This is a genomic window from Fictibacillus nanhaiensis (assembly GCF_049537595.1).
Taxonomy (GTDB): Bacteria; Bacillota; Bacilli; order Bacillales; family Fictibacillaceae; genus Fictibacillus; species Fictibacillus nanhaiensis_F.
The window spans coordinates 1,400,507-1,415,326 of sequence record NZ_JBMULM010000001.1 but is presented as its reverse complement, the minus strand read 5'-3'; the positions used below and the strand labels follow the sequence as shown (position 1 = coordinate 1,415,326).

Below are 14,820 nucleotides of genomic sequence, written 5' to 3'. Positions count from 1 at the left end.
ATTTCTCTTAGTAATTATTATGACTTGTTCAACAATCCTGCTCGATTGTTTAATAAGTTCCATAAAAAAAGGCGTTAATCCTTCTCAGATCAACGCAGCCCATTTTACTTATTTTTACCCCAGCTATCTCTACCTCTATTATTTTAGGTTGAACATACCTTTTCCAGTTTGCATATCTATTGGTAATGATGAGTGTTCGTGTGTTATGAGCCAAGACTCATTTACTTTTTTTAAGCCAAATGTAAAACGGTTAGTCATTTGACGAAGTTTCTCTCCAGATTTTTCACTATATGCAGTGTACGAAACAGCACAATGAACAAATGCAACATTAGTGCTTTCCTCAATCGTTAAATCATTAAAATCTACTTTTAGTAAATTTCCGTCTTCACTCAAACCATTAAACCACTCTATCACTTTTTCTCTCCATGAAGAAATACCCTTGCAATCCCAGTTCCCCCAGCAATCATAAATATGTACATCGGCAGCATAGGTAGAAAGGAATTTCTCGGCATCTTTTTCATTAACGGCACATTTGTAATTTTCAAGTACGTCCTGAACGATACTAACACCAATCGTCATAAAGTCATCTCCTTTATAAAAAGTTAGTTCGTTTATTTTAAAATATAAAAATTAACTAAATCCTTAAATTCTCTAATAAAAAGTTAGTCTATTCGATAAGTTAGAAAGTATCTTCTATCATATTAAGAGCTTTGCTTCCCACTAAATTATATTTTTATTGATTACTAGGGATCACCCTCTTTAGGATAACTCATTTATCATTCTTAAAGTAATGAACAGGACGGATTTCGATGCGCCAGCCAAACTCTTCCCCTCTGCTGATTTGTGTTGTCGGATGAAGAGAGGCTAGCTGGATCGCCTCATCCATGCTTTCTGCTTCAAAAATGAATATGCTGCCGATCATCTCTTTTGTTTCTGTAAAAGGACCATCTGTAACGATTACCTTACCGTTCACTCGGCGTAAGCTTTTGGTCTCTGACTCCAGACCGGCATCAATCAACACATTACCGCTTTTATAAAAGTTCTCAACGACAGGCTGGCATTCACTCATAACGGCATCAATCTCTGCTCTTGGGCGTGCATCCATTTTTTCAGGGTTAAAATAGCCCATACATAAAAATATCATTATCATCTCTCCTAGATCACTCAGATTTTTGTATCTATTTATACAACGATTAGCAAACTGAAAAATCGACTAAATAGTAAAGTTTTTTATTCCATACAATCTTTAGCCTGTTTTAATAGAAATTTCTGTTCCCGTACATTTTGTGTTAACAAAGCAGCACGCTGATATTCAATAAAGGCTTCCCTCTTTCTTCCTAGCTTTAGGAGAAAATTACCCTTTACACTCGGAAGCAGATGATAGTTCTTCAACACCGGAACTAAAAGTAGTGACTCAACAATCTCCAACCCAGCTTCTGTTCCATAAGCCATCGATACAGCAATTGCCCGATTCAGTTCAACGACTGGAGAAGGAGCAACTTCTGCGAGTGCATCATATAAAGCAATAATTTGCTCCCAATTTGTTTTTTCAGGTGAGCTCGCTTTAGCATGGCAGGCAGCTATTGATGCTTGTAAAGCATACATTCCAAGTGTTCCTCCCAAGTCTTCTGCTTTTTTTAGGGAGGCAATACCTCGGGTGATATGTTCCTGATTCCACAACGCTCGGTTTTGATCCAGTATCAAGATCATTTCACCATCAGTATTCGTACGCGCTTTAAATCGAGATGCTTGTATCTCCATTAGCGCAACAAGACCGTGAACTTCTGATTCGATGGAAATGAATTCTGCTAAAGTTCTTCCCATTCTTAATGCTTCATTACAAAGATTCGTTCTTATCAGATTATCACCTGAGGATGCGGAGTACCCTTCGTTGAACATAAGATATATCACTTCAAGCACAGAAGAAAGTCGTTCCGTAAACGCTGACTTGTGAGGAATCTCAAAAGGGACTTTGGACGCAGCAAGTGTTCGTTTTGCCCTCACAATTCGCTGAGCAATAGTCGATTCGGGTACAAGAAACGCATGCGCGATCTCTTCTGTTGTTAGTCCCCCAAGTAATCTTAGTGTAAGAGCCACACGGGCATTTTTGGATAATACCCGATGACATGTCATGAACATCAACCGGAGCAGATTATCTCCAATATCCTCGTCGATATCATCAGCCCAGTTAGGTTCATACTGTGTGTTTACTTCATAAGCTATTTGTTCATATTTTTGATCAAGTAGTTTTTTACGACGAAGTAGGTCGATGGCTTTTCTTTTAGCCACAATCATAAGCCATGCACCAGGGTTATCCGGAATACCAGAGACCGGCCACCGTTCAAGCGCTATGATCAATGTGTCTTGTGCAAGATCTTCCGCCATACTCAGATCTCTCACCATCCGAGTTATGTTAGCAATTATTTTGGCTGATTCTGTCTTCCAAACCGACTCTATCTGGTGGTGGATGAAAAACTCCTTCATATGTTTGTTCCTCCTTTCTCCAATAGATTCAATCCTTTATATAGACAACGAATGAAAAATGATTATTTCGACATCGTTTTTTAAATTTTTTTCATAACCTGCTCTTTATTTCAATAAAAAGTTGCGTTTTCCTTTAAGGAAAAACGCATCCATTGTTTTCCGTTATTTATATACATGAGCTTTATTCAAATATATCCTCCCTCATCAATGAAAATACGGATGTCGAAAGTGAAGGAAAAGACAACCTTTCAACATTTTTATCAATTATGGCAATTAATAATGTTCTAAATGAGATTACCTACCGTTTATTAACAATAGGTCCCAAATATGGAAAAGTCCCTAAAAAAACACACTGTTAATTTCGAATAACAGTGTGTTGATGGTGCATTTTTAGTTGTAAGCTAACATACTTTCTATACAGATTTTATACATCAAATATTTTTCAAAAAATTATTCTAGAACTTCCATTGGTTGAATTAAAGTGTGATAATAATCGGGCCATCTTTAGTAAGGATAATTGTATGTTCTATTTGTGCCACATAGCTTTCTTCAGTAGCATAGGTCCAGCCGTCTTCTTTTTGAAATACTTCTTCTTCATATGTTGAAATAAATGGTTCGAATGCGATAACCATCCCATCCTTTAATAATTCATGATCCCATGGGTCATTATAGTTTAATATATGGTCTGGTTCTTCGTGTATTCTTCGTCCCACACCATGTCCGGTAAGGTTTTTGATAACTGTGAATCCATGCTGTTTCGCTGTTTCATATACTGCTTTTCCGATTCTGCTTTTTTTGGAACCGGGTTTAGCTTTCTTAAGACCTGCTTCAAATGCCTTTTTCGCAACATCGCATAATCTAGTTAATACTTCGTCCCCTTGTCCTACTACAAAAGAGATTCCAGTATCAGCGAAATAACCATTTTTTGAAGCAGATACATCTATATTTACAAGATCCCCTTCTTTAATAACCCGATGACCTGGAATACCATGAGCCACTTCATCATTAAGACTTATACACGTATAGCCAGGAAAGTCATATTCACCTTTTGGAGCTGAAACTGCACCTGCTTTTTCTAAAAGTTCTCCGGCTATATCATCAAGTTCTTTGGTCGTTATGCCCGGAATTGTCCTTTGTACTAATTCATCTCTAATCGAGGCAATAATTCTGCCGATTTCCTTCAAACCACTAAAATCTTCTTCTGTTTTTGCAATCATTTTTTATCCTACCTCATTATTTTTTATCAACATTTACTACATATTATTTATAGTACCTCTACTTTCTCAAAAAATTATACTCATGTAAATTAATTGTTACTGACTTTTACGGTTTATAACACAGTTCTATATAGATATAATTACAATAGCAAGTTGACGATAGTCTAATTAGACTCTATGATAATATTTAAGTCTAATTAGACTATTATGTAAAGGAATGAAGATGAAATGATTAAATCTTTTTTAATGTTAGGGCAATCAAATATGGCAGGTCGTGGATTCTTGCATGAGGTAGACCCTATCTATAATGAAAAAATAAAAATGCTGCGCAACGGACAGTGGCAAATGATGACTGAGCCAATTAATTATGACCGTCCTGTTGCTGGAGTAAGTCTAGCAGCATCCTTTGCAGAGGTGTGTTCGAAAGCCAACCCGGATGATGAGATTGGTTTGATACCTTGTGCAGAAGGTGGCAGTTCCTTAGACGATTGGCATCCACAAGGTACTCTATTTCAACATGCCTTGTCTGAAGCTCGATTTGCTCTTGAAACCAGTCAAATCTGTGGCATACTTTGGCATCAAGGTGAAAGTGATAGCCATAATTCTCTACATGAAACGTATTATGAAAAGCTATCTCTGATCATTGAAACTTTACGTAAAGAATTAAACCTTCAACATGTCCCATTAATGATTGGTGAGCTTGGCGATTTCTTAGGAAAAACAGGTTTCGGAAAGTACTCATCAGAGTTTCAAGAGATCAATAAACAATTACGGCGATTTGCTCATGAGCAGCAAAATTGTTATTTTGTATCGGCAGAAGGTCTATCTTCCAATCCGGATGGTATTCATTTGAACGCTGTTTCCCAACGAAAATTCGGTTTTCGTTATTTTGAAGCATTTTCGAAAAAGTGTCATATCTTAGAGCCGCTTCCGGATGAGAATCAATCATTAAAAATCAACAATAACTATTCGAAAACCGAACAAATGTATATTTACAGTATGAATTTAGCTCTAGGGAAAATCACATACGCTGAGTTTGAAGCAAAAATGGCGGAGGTCATGCAATCTTGATTCCCTTACTGATCCTTGGCTTACTGATACAAAACCCTGGCGCTCATGGATACGAACTATTAAGTTTAATGGAAAAACGACATTATCAATATATCGTTAACTTTACGAAAGGATCATTTTATTATAATTTGCAACAACTTGAAGAAAAAGGTTTGATTGAACAAACACACGAAATACGTCCGAACAACAGTCGTGAAGTTCATACCTTTAAAATCACGTCTTCAGGAATAGAAGAATTTGATAAGTTAATGACCAAATATGGAACGAAATCCGAGTATGTAAAATTACCGTTCTATGGGACTTTACTATTTGCAGATGTATTCGATAACAATAAATTATTGGAATGTATCCAATCCCAGATTGATCAAACTGAAGCCAGAATTGCTCTTCTTGATGAATACTTAGCTAACACAAAAGAATTACCTGGCAAGATTGATTATTTTCGCCGTATGAACGAAAATTCTCGATCTCACCATTTAGTGAACTTAAAATGGTTCCAAGATATTAAGGCAGACATAGAGGCTACAATATAAATTAAAACAAAATCACCCATCGATAAAATGATGGGTGATTTTTAGTAGGCTAACCATGAGAAATCATCTTCTTCCAGTCATACACTCTAGTATTCTCATGTCTAGTGCATCCACTCTACCAATCTGTTCTTCCAAATCCCAAAGTGCGATATTTGTAGTTTCAGCATTTTCTAAAAACGGTTGAAGCTGTGCGACCTCAGAAAAATACACAGGGTTTCGTTTAAAAGATCCATCCACTACATGTTTTGAACGAACCAAACCTAGTAAACTCAGTTCTGTAACCCTTTGTCCCGTTTCCTCAAATAGTTCTCTAACAGCACATTCTTTTGGTGTTTCACCCACTTCTCTCTTTCCCCCCGCAACTCCCACTGCCGCCGTAAAGAGTTATAGCCCATAAGGAATTTGCCCTCACATTTAATTACAGCAAAGGATCCAGAAAGTGGACAGAAATGCTCAAGCTTATCTTCCGTCACGTAAATAAAATCCACTAACTCATACCCGTTAGGATTCCTAAACTCGTTATCTGCTCTCACACTTTTACAACTCACAAAGGTAATCTATTAATTCTTCAGAACTTTTACCCATTGAATCTGTTGATAGCGCACGGTTAAAAAGATCATACGCCTTAGGATCGTTATCTTTCAACCACCCAAAGGAAACCTTTGGCCCAAGGAACCACTCACCTTTTAATTCAAAATAGATTTCCAAACTATCTTTTAACATCCAATGAAATCGATAATTGCCTTCTAAGTCATTCTTTGCCGATCTCACCTGCATCTTTTTAAGCCAACTTTTCAGGAAGACTTTTTCATCATCAGTTAATTGTTTCGGACCTTGCTCATAAGTGCTTTGGATGTTAGCTAAAAACTCTTCTGCTAAGCCTTTTTTGTTGACCCAAATTTCTCCTTTAAGTACCCGCAGAAATGGTTCAGACTGCTTCATTTTTTCTGTGGGATAAATCCACGCATCTAGCTGCTTTCCAGCAATAAACTCAACATCATTCGTATCTTCGGCAACGGACTCTGAAAAGCAGATGAGATCTACATCGCTCTCTTCTGTAAAATCTCCACGATTGTACGATCCGTACAAAATGATGGTGTGGCAATCGTATTTCTCCAATAGATAAGCTTCAATCTCTTTTAACTCGGTATGTGTATTCATGAATGACATCCTTTATATCCTTTGTTTTATGTATGTCTTTGCTTGGAACCAAGCTCTAAGTTTTGCTGCATAACGTGCACGTTCCTCTGAATCACTAAGACTGCCATGTGTAAGATAAAGATTATCGTTAAAATAACGTGGATACACATGAAGGTGATAATGCCATACATCTTGACTCCCACCTGGTTCGTTATGCTGTCTTGTAGAGATTCCATCACACTTGTAGCATTCTTTAAGAGCATAAGATACTTGCTGAGCAATCTTATGGATGTGAGCAGCAATATCGAGTGGCAGATCAAAAATATTCTCATAGTGACCATTCGGGATGATGATCACATGACCTTTGTTGTTCGGCCACCATAACGTTGCGACGAGTGCGGTCACATGCTCATCCTGATAAACAATATCTTGTTGCTTGCTTTGAACCAATTTGTTGTTGGGGTCCTCGAATCCTTGTACTACTAAACAAAAAGGACACGTATAATTAGGTGGCATATGTGAATACATAACTCTCTCCTAACAATTCTTACAAAATCTTATTCATAAACTGCTGAATTTCCATTTTAAACAACTGTGCTTCCTCAAGAAATGGATAGTGATTACTTTCATTGAAACGAACGAAGGTGGAATGCGGAATTCCTTCTTTTATTTCCTCCGAAAACGAGATTGGACACTGTACATCATGCTCTCCACCCATTATTAATGTAGGTGTCATTATGTTACGTAGTTGCCTTGTAACATCGAAAATCATTTCTTCTCTAATAAAGAAATTCATACGAGATGCAGACATTTTTTTCGAAATAGGTAAAGAAAAATACTCGTCATACTTCTCTGGCTTATGTAGTGAAAGCTTTGTTCTTTCTTTTGAAATCCTAGCCTTTTCGACTGGAGACAAATGGGGATCCTTAAGCGCTTCAATAAGCTCCTGCATGAGATTAAACTTCGGATGTTCCCCATGATAGATACACGCAGGAGAAGAATTCGCATATTTTCTCGCTGCTGATCCGACGATAATGAGAGAGGACAGGCTTGCAGAAAAGTGGATACCATACAACAATCCGATCATACCTCCTGTTGAGTGTCCACCATACGTCCAAGTTGATATACCTAATGCTTCTCTAATCGCTTCTAGATCATATACCGCATCAAACATGCTCAACTCATGAGGATAAGTTATTTTAGTAGAGTTTCCCGATTCTTTCAGGTTAACAAGATACACCTTATAACGATCGGTAAAAGAGTCCGCAAAGTAATCACCAGAATCATTAAACTCCGAATAGTGATGAGTTACACAGAACGGCCGCCCCTTACCTTTAATAAATACTTCAAAGGTTCCTCTTGCTGTAGATACTAATCTTGTCTTCCACTTAGACATATCGTTTGCTCCTTTTACTTCACGGATCATAACCTATTTATTGGATACTTTTATGTGAGCCATCGCAATTTGGCATACGTTTGGATAAGCCGCATGTACAATCATTTAACCCTTTTCCATCAAGGATCTGGTCCATATATTTTTCAATACGAGCCTCGCGAGTTTTAGACTGTTTGGCTTCAGCAAAATACCGGATATACGCTTTTTGTCTTCCAGGCGTTAAAGCTTCAAAAGCTTCTTTCAAATCAGAGATCTCGTCCATTTTATCCTGAAATTCAACGGGTATTGAGTAATCGGCTGTTTTCTTCAATTGCACTGTTAATCCTGATTTTTCTACTTCAATCGCTTCATGAATGTAAGCCTTAAGCGTGCTTTCCATATCTAATATGTCTTGAACATTCGTAAATCGAATTTGACGCGCTGATTGAACATTCTCTGTTTGTTGGATCAAGATCTTCTTTTCGTCTTTCAACAGAACACCCTTATGAAACAGTAAAGCACAATATTTTTTGAATCCATGTATTAGAACGATATTCTTTCCGTTTAACGTGTAGCATGGGTGCATCCACTTAAAGTCTTCGGAGAGGCCGCAGTCTAACACGATTCTTCGTAACTGCTCAAACTCTTCCCTCCACGATTTTGCATCTTTCAAAAACTCATCTACTTTCGGATTTAACATATCTTTTGACATCGTTTAACCCCCACAACGTTCTACAATTCATCAACATCTATCATTTCTATGAAAACACAATATTTCCTTTTGTAAAAGCTAACTTCATGAACCATTTTCTAATGTTGACGGGAGATCAGAAACTTAATACGATAGAACATATTTCATATGGAGGTTTTTGTTTGAACAACTTATGTTTAGAGCTGGGTAAGTAAACCTTCTTCTCTATGAAGAAGGTGCCATTTATAGAAAATAAGCGTAATAAGAAAAGATGAGGAGACTATAAATGGATTTAAAAATTCCCGTCGAACGCACGGAAGATTATAAGAAAACAGAAGAAGTCATTAGAAGTGCATTTGAATTTGAGGAGTTCAGTGATAAGAAAGAACACCTTCTAGTAAACCGTATTAGGAAGTCAGAAGCATTTATACCTGAACTTTCTTTTTGTTGCTGAAAATAGCAAACAAGAGATCATCGGTCATATTCTGCTTTCAAAGATTAAGATTATTAATGAGAAGCAAACCGTTGAATCCCTTGCGCTCGCACCTATATCGGTTATTCATGAGTATCAAAATAAAGGGATTGGGAGTCAACTCATTAAAGCTGCGCTATCAGCTGCCAAGGCGTTGGGCTATCAGTCCGTCATCGTGCTAGGTCATCAACATTATTATCCGAAGTTTGGATTCAAAAGGGCTAGCACATGGGGAATTCAAGCTCCTTTTGATGTACCTGATGAAGTCTTTATGGCGCTTGAGTTAACGGATAATGCTTTAGCTTATGTGAATGGTGTCGTTCAATATTCGGAAGCATTTTCAAAATAAGATTACAAAAGTGAAGGGTGTCCAAATCTGCTATGCAGTAAAGGACACCCTTTTGCTCATATCACGACTTTCGTTTATGCTTTTCCTCAATAATTTTCTTATTTAGAATCCTGACTTCCCCAACCATCAACAACCTCATGTCCTCAACAATATACTTTGCCAGCTCTTCATCCGAAATATCATCACCATGCAGATCGAGACGGAATTCTTGTCCCTGTAATCCTCCACCATTCGAAAAATCGATTTCAAAGTCGAATTGAACGCGTTTATCCAAAATGAGAACACCTCACCTTAGTATTTCATTATGATTTATTTAAACAGGGTTAAAAGTAGAACCATAATCATTACCTACACCCATCGTTCCAATGAAGAAGTACCCAAGAAGGCGGACTGGCAAGGGAAAGCCTTTCATGTTCACTTTGGACAGATTCTGAGTGGAATAGCCTTCGATCTTTTCATAATGAACCATGACATCGTTAAATGGAGGGTTATTTTGAATCTGGCCATCGTATTCTTCTATCCGCTTATCATTACGCTGTTTCACTTTAAGAAGATCTTCATCCATCGAGAGCACCTCTACTTTTCAACAAAAGCATATAGCACTACTTTCTATAGACAATGAGATAATCCTTCTCCAGTGATTTTTACTTGATTCACCAATTGTCCAAACCAATAAGACAAGCTTGGCATATGATATAGAGAATAGGGATACTTGAATTCTTATTCTTTTCTCAACATGAGATAGATGGGGGTGTCTTCTGTGAGAAGTTTCATTAGTATTTTAGATGGCTTATTGGCTTGCAAAAAAGCACGTAAGAGCAAGAAAAACAAAAAGCGAATCGGTTAATACAAAAGCTGCCTTTCGGGGCGGCTTTTCATATTTTTCCATGCCTACATACGCGTTTAATTGCTATATGAAAAGGGGAATGACAAGATTATCACGATTATAGGGGGCATGATTGATGAAAGAACAAATTAAGAAAGTTCTAAGCAATCCAAAAGTGCAAAGAGGTATTAAAGACAAAGTTGTTCCTTTAGTTAAAAAAGAAATGGAAAAAAGGAAGAAGAAATAATAACGATAAAGATCGACACAAGTAACCCATCCATAGCAAATAGTTGGTGGGTTACTTTTTTTGTTTTACTCTATCTAACTTTAATAAAGAATACTTGTGAGGAAGATCCTCTTTTCCAAGTCCCGTGCGAACTAACAGCATAAGTACCACTTTCGCTGGGAGCAACGAAAATATTTCCATTTAGTAAAGTAGCAGTTTTAGAATCTGATTTCCCTTTAGTCCACAAACTAACTTCTTTTGATACTTTAATAGGTTTGCGATTATACGTTATGGTAATTTTCTCACCTGGTGAGACGGTAACAGGTTTTATTTCATTCATCATAAATGGTTCAGCATAATCTACACATTCACCACTTAAAAATCCATCCCAACAATATGTGCTTTGCATCGTAGGAATCGTTCGGTTTTTTTCTGTTTTCGCACTTGCTGTTGGTGGTTTCGCGTTCATGATGTAGTACGTAAAGAAACCTGAAATCAGTAAAAATGTAAGAACAAGAGGTACGACCCTTTTTTTACCCATTCTTACTCCCCCTATATAAATCATTGTTTTTACTTTTAGTCGTTTACAAAATGTATTTGGTTTCACTCAATTTCAAAAAACAAATTTGAAGAGATCGGAGAGTTTACTTTGAAACAAGCATTGTATGTAGTATGTGTATATTTCATTTTCTGTTTATTTCTTTTTCCCTTTCTCTCCATAACTAATTGGTCGTTACTCACATCAACATTATTGCTCTTATCATTCACGACTGGCTATATTACCTATAAAATACGTATCTGGTGGATTTCGTTCCCTATTACAGCAATACTAGTCACTTTGTACGTTGCTATCATTAATAATAACTCCACTATTAAAATTCCTGTACATGTTCCTCTTGTTATGGGGCTATTCTATTTGATTAGTGGAGTTGCAAAACAATTTCGGAATAATCGTTAATTATTCATTAGCCATCCTTCAACAAGTAGTTGAACCTTTTTACGCTGCTCAATATGCAGCATATGTCCCACATGATCTAGAATCATTTGAGTACCATGAGGGAACTTACTCATCCCTCTCGTCACCCTGCAAAGCATTGAGTCCCACCCTATCTCACTTTTTAAACTTGTTAATCTTAACCCATTATTTGTTAACCCTCAAAATTTCACTTCCTATAGAGACTTAACCTGTATCTCTTTCCAGTAATGCCAGGCTTTTACGTATTCTTCAAAATCGTTCGGATGATGTTTCTTACATGTTGCCAACCTATGATATAAGCCAATTAGCACGTTTTCATATATTGCCGAGGTTTCATGATTACCCCCTACACTCAAACAATTTACAGCGGCATCTAACGTTTCTTTCGTTAAGTCATCTGGTGAAGAACAGAATGCATAAATTAAATCATACAGGGGATCTCCGATTACTGGACAAGGGTCAATTATTCCCGTTAGCTGTCCGTTAGCAAAAATAAAATTATGTACTCCTAAATCTCCATGCAGCAAATAAGGTCTTGTCTTACTTTCCTTTTGCTTCTTAATAAGGTCAAACACAAGATGATGATCGTCTTTTTCTACGTATGTATCTATGATCAGCCTCGCTTCTTCTGTTTTATTCTTCAGAAAAGAATCCCAAGAAAGTGTCGGTTCATCTGCCCATCCCCAACCAGTAAAAGCAGTTGCCATCTTATAGTGATTGATAAGCCCATGAACCAAGCTTTCAAGTATTTCTCTTTTATTTCCTCTGTTGTACGTGGTTGATCCTTCAATAAACGAATAGACAAAGTATTTATTTGTATCTTCAACAAATTGAAGATCAGGCAAGATCTCCACGTGACTATAACTTCTAAGGTATAGAACCTCTGATTGAATGATTTTCGGATTATTTACTTTTAAGGCATACTTTTCCCCACCTGAAGTTTGTAGGAGATACAATTCGCTAACGGTACCACCAGACAATGGCTTGTATACAGTAATTTCTGAGCTCAGTTTATTTTCTTTGTTTAATTTGCTGATAATCTCTTGAATATCCATGATTCTCTCCTATAGTCTCTTAAGTTGTTAAGTTGCTGAACAATTCTACACTGCTCAATTTGTAGCATATGTCTTGAATCATCTAGTATCACTTGGTTGAGGTAGCTTGTCCATCATAAAAGAGTCCCTTTTCTAATGACTCAAATTCTTTTAGAAATTCATAGATCTCATTACAGACTTCCTCTACATCTCCATAGTAGCCATCAACTGCCATATCCCACCTATCTGTGAGATTAATAATCGACCTTTCCATATCCTCACAACTATCGGGAATGTGACCAACAAGACGATACATATATGTACATATTTTCGTTACATCACTTGTTTGAATTAGTTCGTTATTAAGTAGATTCAGAATTTCTTGAATCGGAAGCGCCTCATCACACTCTCCTTTTACATCGGTTAACTTTGAACATACAGAAGCTATTGTTGACTTAGAAGATAACGAGATTTCAAGAATTTCGTAAGGCGGCTGATCCAACTTCTCTATTAATTGGTCGGCCCACTCGATGACATTTTTCACTTGAAAGAATTCGATAAAGAGTCCTAAACGATAGATTTCTGCTTGTACTTTAATTTCCATGACTGACCACCGCTTCATTGATTTAATTCTACAAGCCTTTTTAGTAACCGTAAGACTTCTTCATTCTGTTTGTTATTTTTAACAAGTTGACCACGTATGCCTAACAAAGTAAAAATCATGATAACCGCTAATCCCAATCCGATCAAAACGATCATATTTCAACACCAGCCTTTTCCATCTATTGCTACTTTCGGTATGTATATCGCCCTCTCCAACTAACTCTTTCCATAAAAAAGTGCACTTCTCCTTCTAGAAGAAATGCACGTTCGTTGTTACGCGTTGGATTGCTCTTTTAAACTATGATCACCATTTCCCATATCAATCACAAACGTATTGCCTTTCGCGTTCTCGATCGTCTTTATCATGCGAAGTTTTGCTAGTTCTGGGTTATTCTCCAGCATTTTAGCTGTATTCGCCAGACTTCTTAACGTTGCTGCTTCTCCACGTGCTCTCTCCAGTGAAGATTGAGCTTCTTTTTTCGCTTTGATCACTTCAAGGAATGCCTTTTTTAGTTCAGCAGATAACATAATATCTTTTATGTCTACTGAGAGGATGGATAATCCAGCAAACATATTATCTACAAGAAGTTGTTGAAGCGAATCATTCACTTCATTTCGTTTTCCTAACAGATCGTCTAATTCAAGCGAGGATATTACATCACGCAGTTTGAGCTGCACGTTCATGTACACATGCTCTTCATAATCTTCATATTCAGAGATCAGAATTTGTGGATCAGTAATTTGATATTTTACAGCAACACTAATCTTTACACTAAGATGATCAGCCGTTAATAACTCTTGTCCGTTCAGCTGCAAAATCGTCGGTCTCATGTCAAAAACCGTGATCTCTGTAGATGCTGGAGAATACTTATGCTTGCCTGGGCCTATAATCTCCTGAAATGCCCCATGATGAAACTTAACTCCACGTTCATACTCATACACTGTAACCGAAGCAAAAAATTTCTTGATGATTGATAGAATGGCAAAAAAAACAATTGATACAAACCCAATGACTACAAGATATTCTAAAAATGATTTCATCCTAATTCCCCTTACTTAATACATATGAAACCACCCAACAGACATGGAGAGAACAATGGAGGTCTTACCTGCAAAATTATTCAATCCTAAAAGTCTGTGAATGGCTTCGTTTAGGGCTTCGAACCCAAACTGGTTCCACAAAGGTATACCAGTTACCACAAGATGAGAAAGCCGATCAGCAACACCGTTTAAAGATTTTAAACGGTGGCTTTGCATTTCTCCAAACATCATTATATCAACTGTTTAATAGGAAAAGTAACTATTTTTACTAATCAACCTATTTTTTAACATGTACAAGCACTTATATAAAAGCGTCATACACTAGTACTAGAAAGGGGGTGATAGTTTGACTCGATTTCTTGATTTAAGAACTAGTCAAAATGCTAGTTATGCAAACTCTATTGCAATTCCTATTCTTGTAGTTAATACTCCACAATTAGTTGGACAGATTGGTTTAAGCACAGTGAATGCCGGTCCTAACATTCGAGTGGATCTTCAAGGAACTGTTGCATTACAACTTCCATTAGCACTGCTTGGTATTACAATTACAGTTGTTAGAGGCACACTTCCAACAGATGAATTAGTATTCTCAGCCACTCAGACATTTAATTTAGATGTTCTAGCGCCGCAAGTAATTTCCTTCAATGCTTCTGACTTTAATCCTCCTGATGGTATAGAATTAACTTACACTATGTTTGTCTCTTCCAATCTTTTAGGCACAGTTCGTATTGGTCCTGAAAGCTTTACAGGTACTGCAATTAGTGATTAATAATATGTAATGG

Annotated in this window: 20 protein-coding genes and 1 pseudogene; 4 read left to right on the top strand and 17 right to left on the bottom strand. The window is 37.0% G+C overall.

Features of this window, described 5'->3' with window-relative positions:
- Positions 1 to 138 precede the first annotated feature (138 nt).
- The 4 genes from ACOZ9X_RS07205 to map all read right to left on the bottom strand — a co-directional run bounded on the left by ACOZ9X_RS07205 (position 139) and on the right by map (position 3,701).
- On the bottom strand, positions 139 to 579 hold the full coding sequence (locus tag ACOZ9X_RS07205) for a YybH family protein (RefSeq protein ID WP_423417574.1): 441 nt from the start codon (positions 577 to 579) through the stop codon (positions 139 to 141).
- A 190-nt stretch (positions 580 to 769) separates the two neighbouring features.
- Positions 770 to 1,144 (bottom strand): YciI family protein, encoded by a 375-nt coding sequence (locus ACOZ9X_RS07200; RefSeq protein WP_423417573.1) that lies wholly within the window; start codon positions 1,142 to 1,144, stop codon positions 770 to 772.
- 86 nt (positions 1,145 to 1,230) lie between these two features.
- Positions 1,231 to 2,484, bottom strand: coding sequence for an RNA polymerase sigma factor (locus ACOZ9X_RS07195; RefSeq protein ID WP_423417572.1), 1,254 nt, complete (start codon positions 2,482 to 2,484; stop codon positions 1,231 to 1,233).
- A gap of 476 nt (positions 2,485 to 2,960) precedes the next feature.
- A complete protein-coding gene (gene map / locus ACOZ9X_RS07190; RefSeq protein WP_423417571.1) occupies positions 2,961 to 3,701 on the bottom strand; it encodes a type I methionyl aminopeptidase in 741 nt (246 codons plus the stop codon).
- Positions 3,702 to 3,929: 228 nt separating this feature from the next.
- On the opposite strand from map, the gene ACOZ9X_RS07185 reads away from it, so the two are divergent.
- Both ACOZ9X_RS07185 and ACOZ9X_RS07180 read left to right on the top strand, forming a co-directional pair.
- Positions 3,930 to 4,772, top strand: coding sequence for a sialate O-acetylesterase (locus ACOZ9X_RS07185; protein ID WP_423417570.1), 843 nt, complete (start codon positions 3,930 to 3,932; stop codon positions 4,770 to 4,772).
- Positions 4,769 to 5,305 (top strand): PadR family transcriptional regulator, encoded by a 537-nt coding sequence (locus ACOZ9X_RS07180; protein ID WP_423417569.1) that lies wholly within the window; start codon positions 4,769 to 4,771, stop codon positions 5,303 to 5,305. Before ACOZ9X_RS07185 ends, ACOZ9X_RS07180 begins: the two co-directional genes overlap by 4 nt.
- Before the next feature lie 63 nt (positions 5,306 to 5,368).
- Here the strand turns inward: ACOZ9X_RS07180 and ACOZ9X_RS07175 are convergent, their stop codons facing one another.
- From ACOZ9X_RS07175 to ACOZ9X_RS07155, 5 genes are all read right to left on the bottom strand, one after another.
- Positions 5,369 to 5,647 carry an NUDIX hydrolase gene (locus ACOZ9X_RS07175; RefSeq protein ID WP_423417568.1) on the bottom strand — a complete coding sequence of 93 codons (279 nt, stop codon included), beginning with the start codon at positions 5,645 to 5,647 and terminating at the stop codon, positions 5,369 to 5,371.
- A gap of 195 nt (positions 5,648 to 5,842) precedes the next feature.
- Positions 5,843 to 6,466, bottom strand: coding sequence for a nucleotidyltransferase domain-containing protein (locus tag ACOZ9X_RS07170; protein WP_423417567.1), 624 nt, complete (start codon positions 6,464 to 6,466; stop codon positions 5,843 to 5,845).
- 12 nt (positions 6,467 to 6,478) lie between these two features.
- The gene (locus tag ACOZ9X_RS07165) at positions 6,479 to 6,973 is read right to left on the bottom strand and encodes an HIT family protein (RefSeq protein WP_423417566.1); all 495 of its coding nucleotides are present in this window, start codon (positions 6,971 to 6,973) and stop codon (positions 6,479 to 6,481) included.
- 19 nt (positions 6,974 to 6,992) lie between these two features.
- A complete protein-coding gene (locus tag ACOZ9X_RS07160) occupies positions 6,993 to 7,841 on the bottom strand; it encodes an alpha/beta fold hydrolase (protein WP_423417565.1) in 849 nt (282 codons plus the stop codon).
- Positions 7,842 to 7,878: 37 nt separating this feature from the next.
- Positions 7,879 to 8,532, bottom strand: coding sequence for a DUF1801 domain-containing protein (locus ACOZ9X_RS07155; protein ID WP_423417564.1), 654 nt, complete (start codon positions 8,530 to 8,532; stop codon positions 7,879 to 7,881).
- A 265-nt stretch (positions 8,533 to 8,797) separates the two neighbouring features.
- Between ACOZ9X_RS07155 and ACOZ9X_RS07150 the strand changes: the two are divergent.
- Positions 8,798 to 9,332 (top strand): annotated as a pseudogene (locus ACOZ9X_RS07150) (GNAT family N-acetyltransferase).
- A 61-nt stretch (positions 9,333 to 9,393) separates the two neighbouring features.
- Here the strand turns inward: ACOZ9X_RS07150 and ACOZ9X_RS07145 are convergent.
- The 8 genes from ACOZ9X_RS07145 to ACOZ9X_RS07110 all read right to left on the bottom strand — a co-directional run bounded on the left by ACOZ9X_RS07145 (position 9,394) and on the right by ACOZ9X_RS07110 (position 14,254).
- A complete protein-coding gene (locus tag ACOZ9X_RS07145) occupies positions 9,394 to 9,606 on the bottom strand; it encodes a cyclase (RefSeq protein WP_066395249.1) in 213 nt (70 codons plus the stop codon).
- 39 nt (positions 9,607 to 9,645) lie between these two features.
- Positions 9,646 to 9,897, bottom strand: a complete 252-nt coding sequence (locus tag ACOZ9X_RS07140) for a hypothetical protein (RefSeq protein WP_423417563.1) — start codon at positions 9,895 to 9,897, stop codon at positions 9,646 to 9,648.
- 578 nt (positions 9,898 to 10,475) lie between these two features.
- Positions 10,476 to 10,925 (bottom strand): hypothetical protein, encoded by a 450-nt coding sequence (locus ACOZ9X_RS07135; protein WP_423417562.1) that lies wholly within the window; start codon positions 10,923 to 10,925, stop codon positions 10,476 to 10,478.
- Positions 10,926 to 11,554: 629 nt separating this feature from the next.
- On the bottom strand, positions 11,555 to 12,415 hold the full coding sequence (locus ACOZ9X_RS07130; RefSeq protein WP_423417561.1) for a phosphotransferase family protein: 861 nt from the start codon (positions 12,413 to 12,415) through the stop codon (positions 11,555 to 11,557).
- Between the two features lie 88 nt (positions 12,416 to 12,503).
- Complete coding sequence (locus ACOZ9X_RS07125) at positions 12,504 to 12,998, bottom strand: hypothetical protein (protein ID WP_423417560.1); 495 nt, start codon at positions 12,996 to 12,998, stop codon at positions 12,504 to 12,506.
- Between the two features lie 14 nt (positions 12,999 to 13,012).
- A complete protein-coding gene (locus ACOZ9X_RS07120) occupies positions 13,013 to 13,153 on the bottom strand; it encodes a hypothetical protein (RefSeq protein WP_423417559.1) in 141 nt (46 codons plus the stop codon).
- A 117-nt stretch (positions 13,154 to 13,270) separates the two neighbouring features.
- Positions 13,271 to 14,038, bottom strand: coding sequence for a slipin family protein (locus tag ACOZ9X_RS07115; protein WP_423417558.1), 768 nt, complete (start codon positions 14,036 to 14,038; stop codon positions 13,271 to 13,273).
- A gap of 15 nt (positions 14,039 to 14,053) precedes the next feature.
- Positions 14,054 to 14,254, bottom strand: coding sequence for a hypothetical protein (locus ACOZ9X_RS07110; protein ID WP_423417557.1), 201 nt, complete (start codon positions 14,252 to 14,254; stop codon positions 14,054 to 14,056).
- Between the two features lie 130 nt (positions 14,255 to 14,384).
- On the opposite strand from ACOZ9X_RS07110, the gene ACOZ9X_RS07105 reads away from it, so the two are divergent.
- On the top strand, positions 14,385 to 14,807 hold the full coding sequence (locus tag ACOZ9X_RS07105) for a hypothetical protein (protein WP_423417556.1): 423 nt from the start codon (positions 14,385 to 14,387) through the stop codon (positions 14,805 to 14,807).
- Positions 14,808 to 14,820 lie beyond the last annotated feature (13 nt).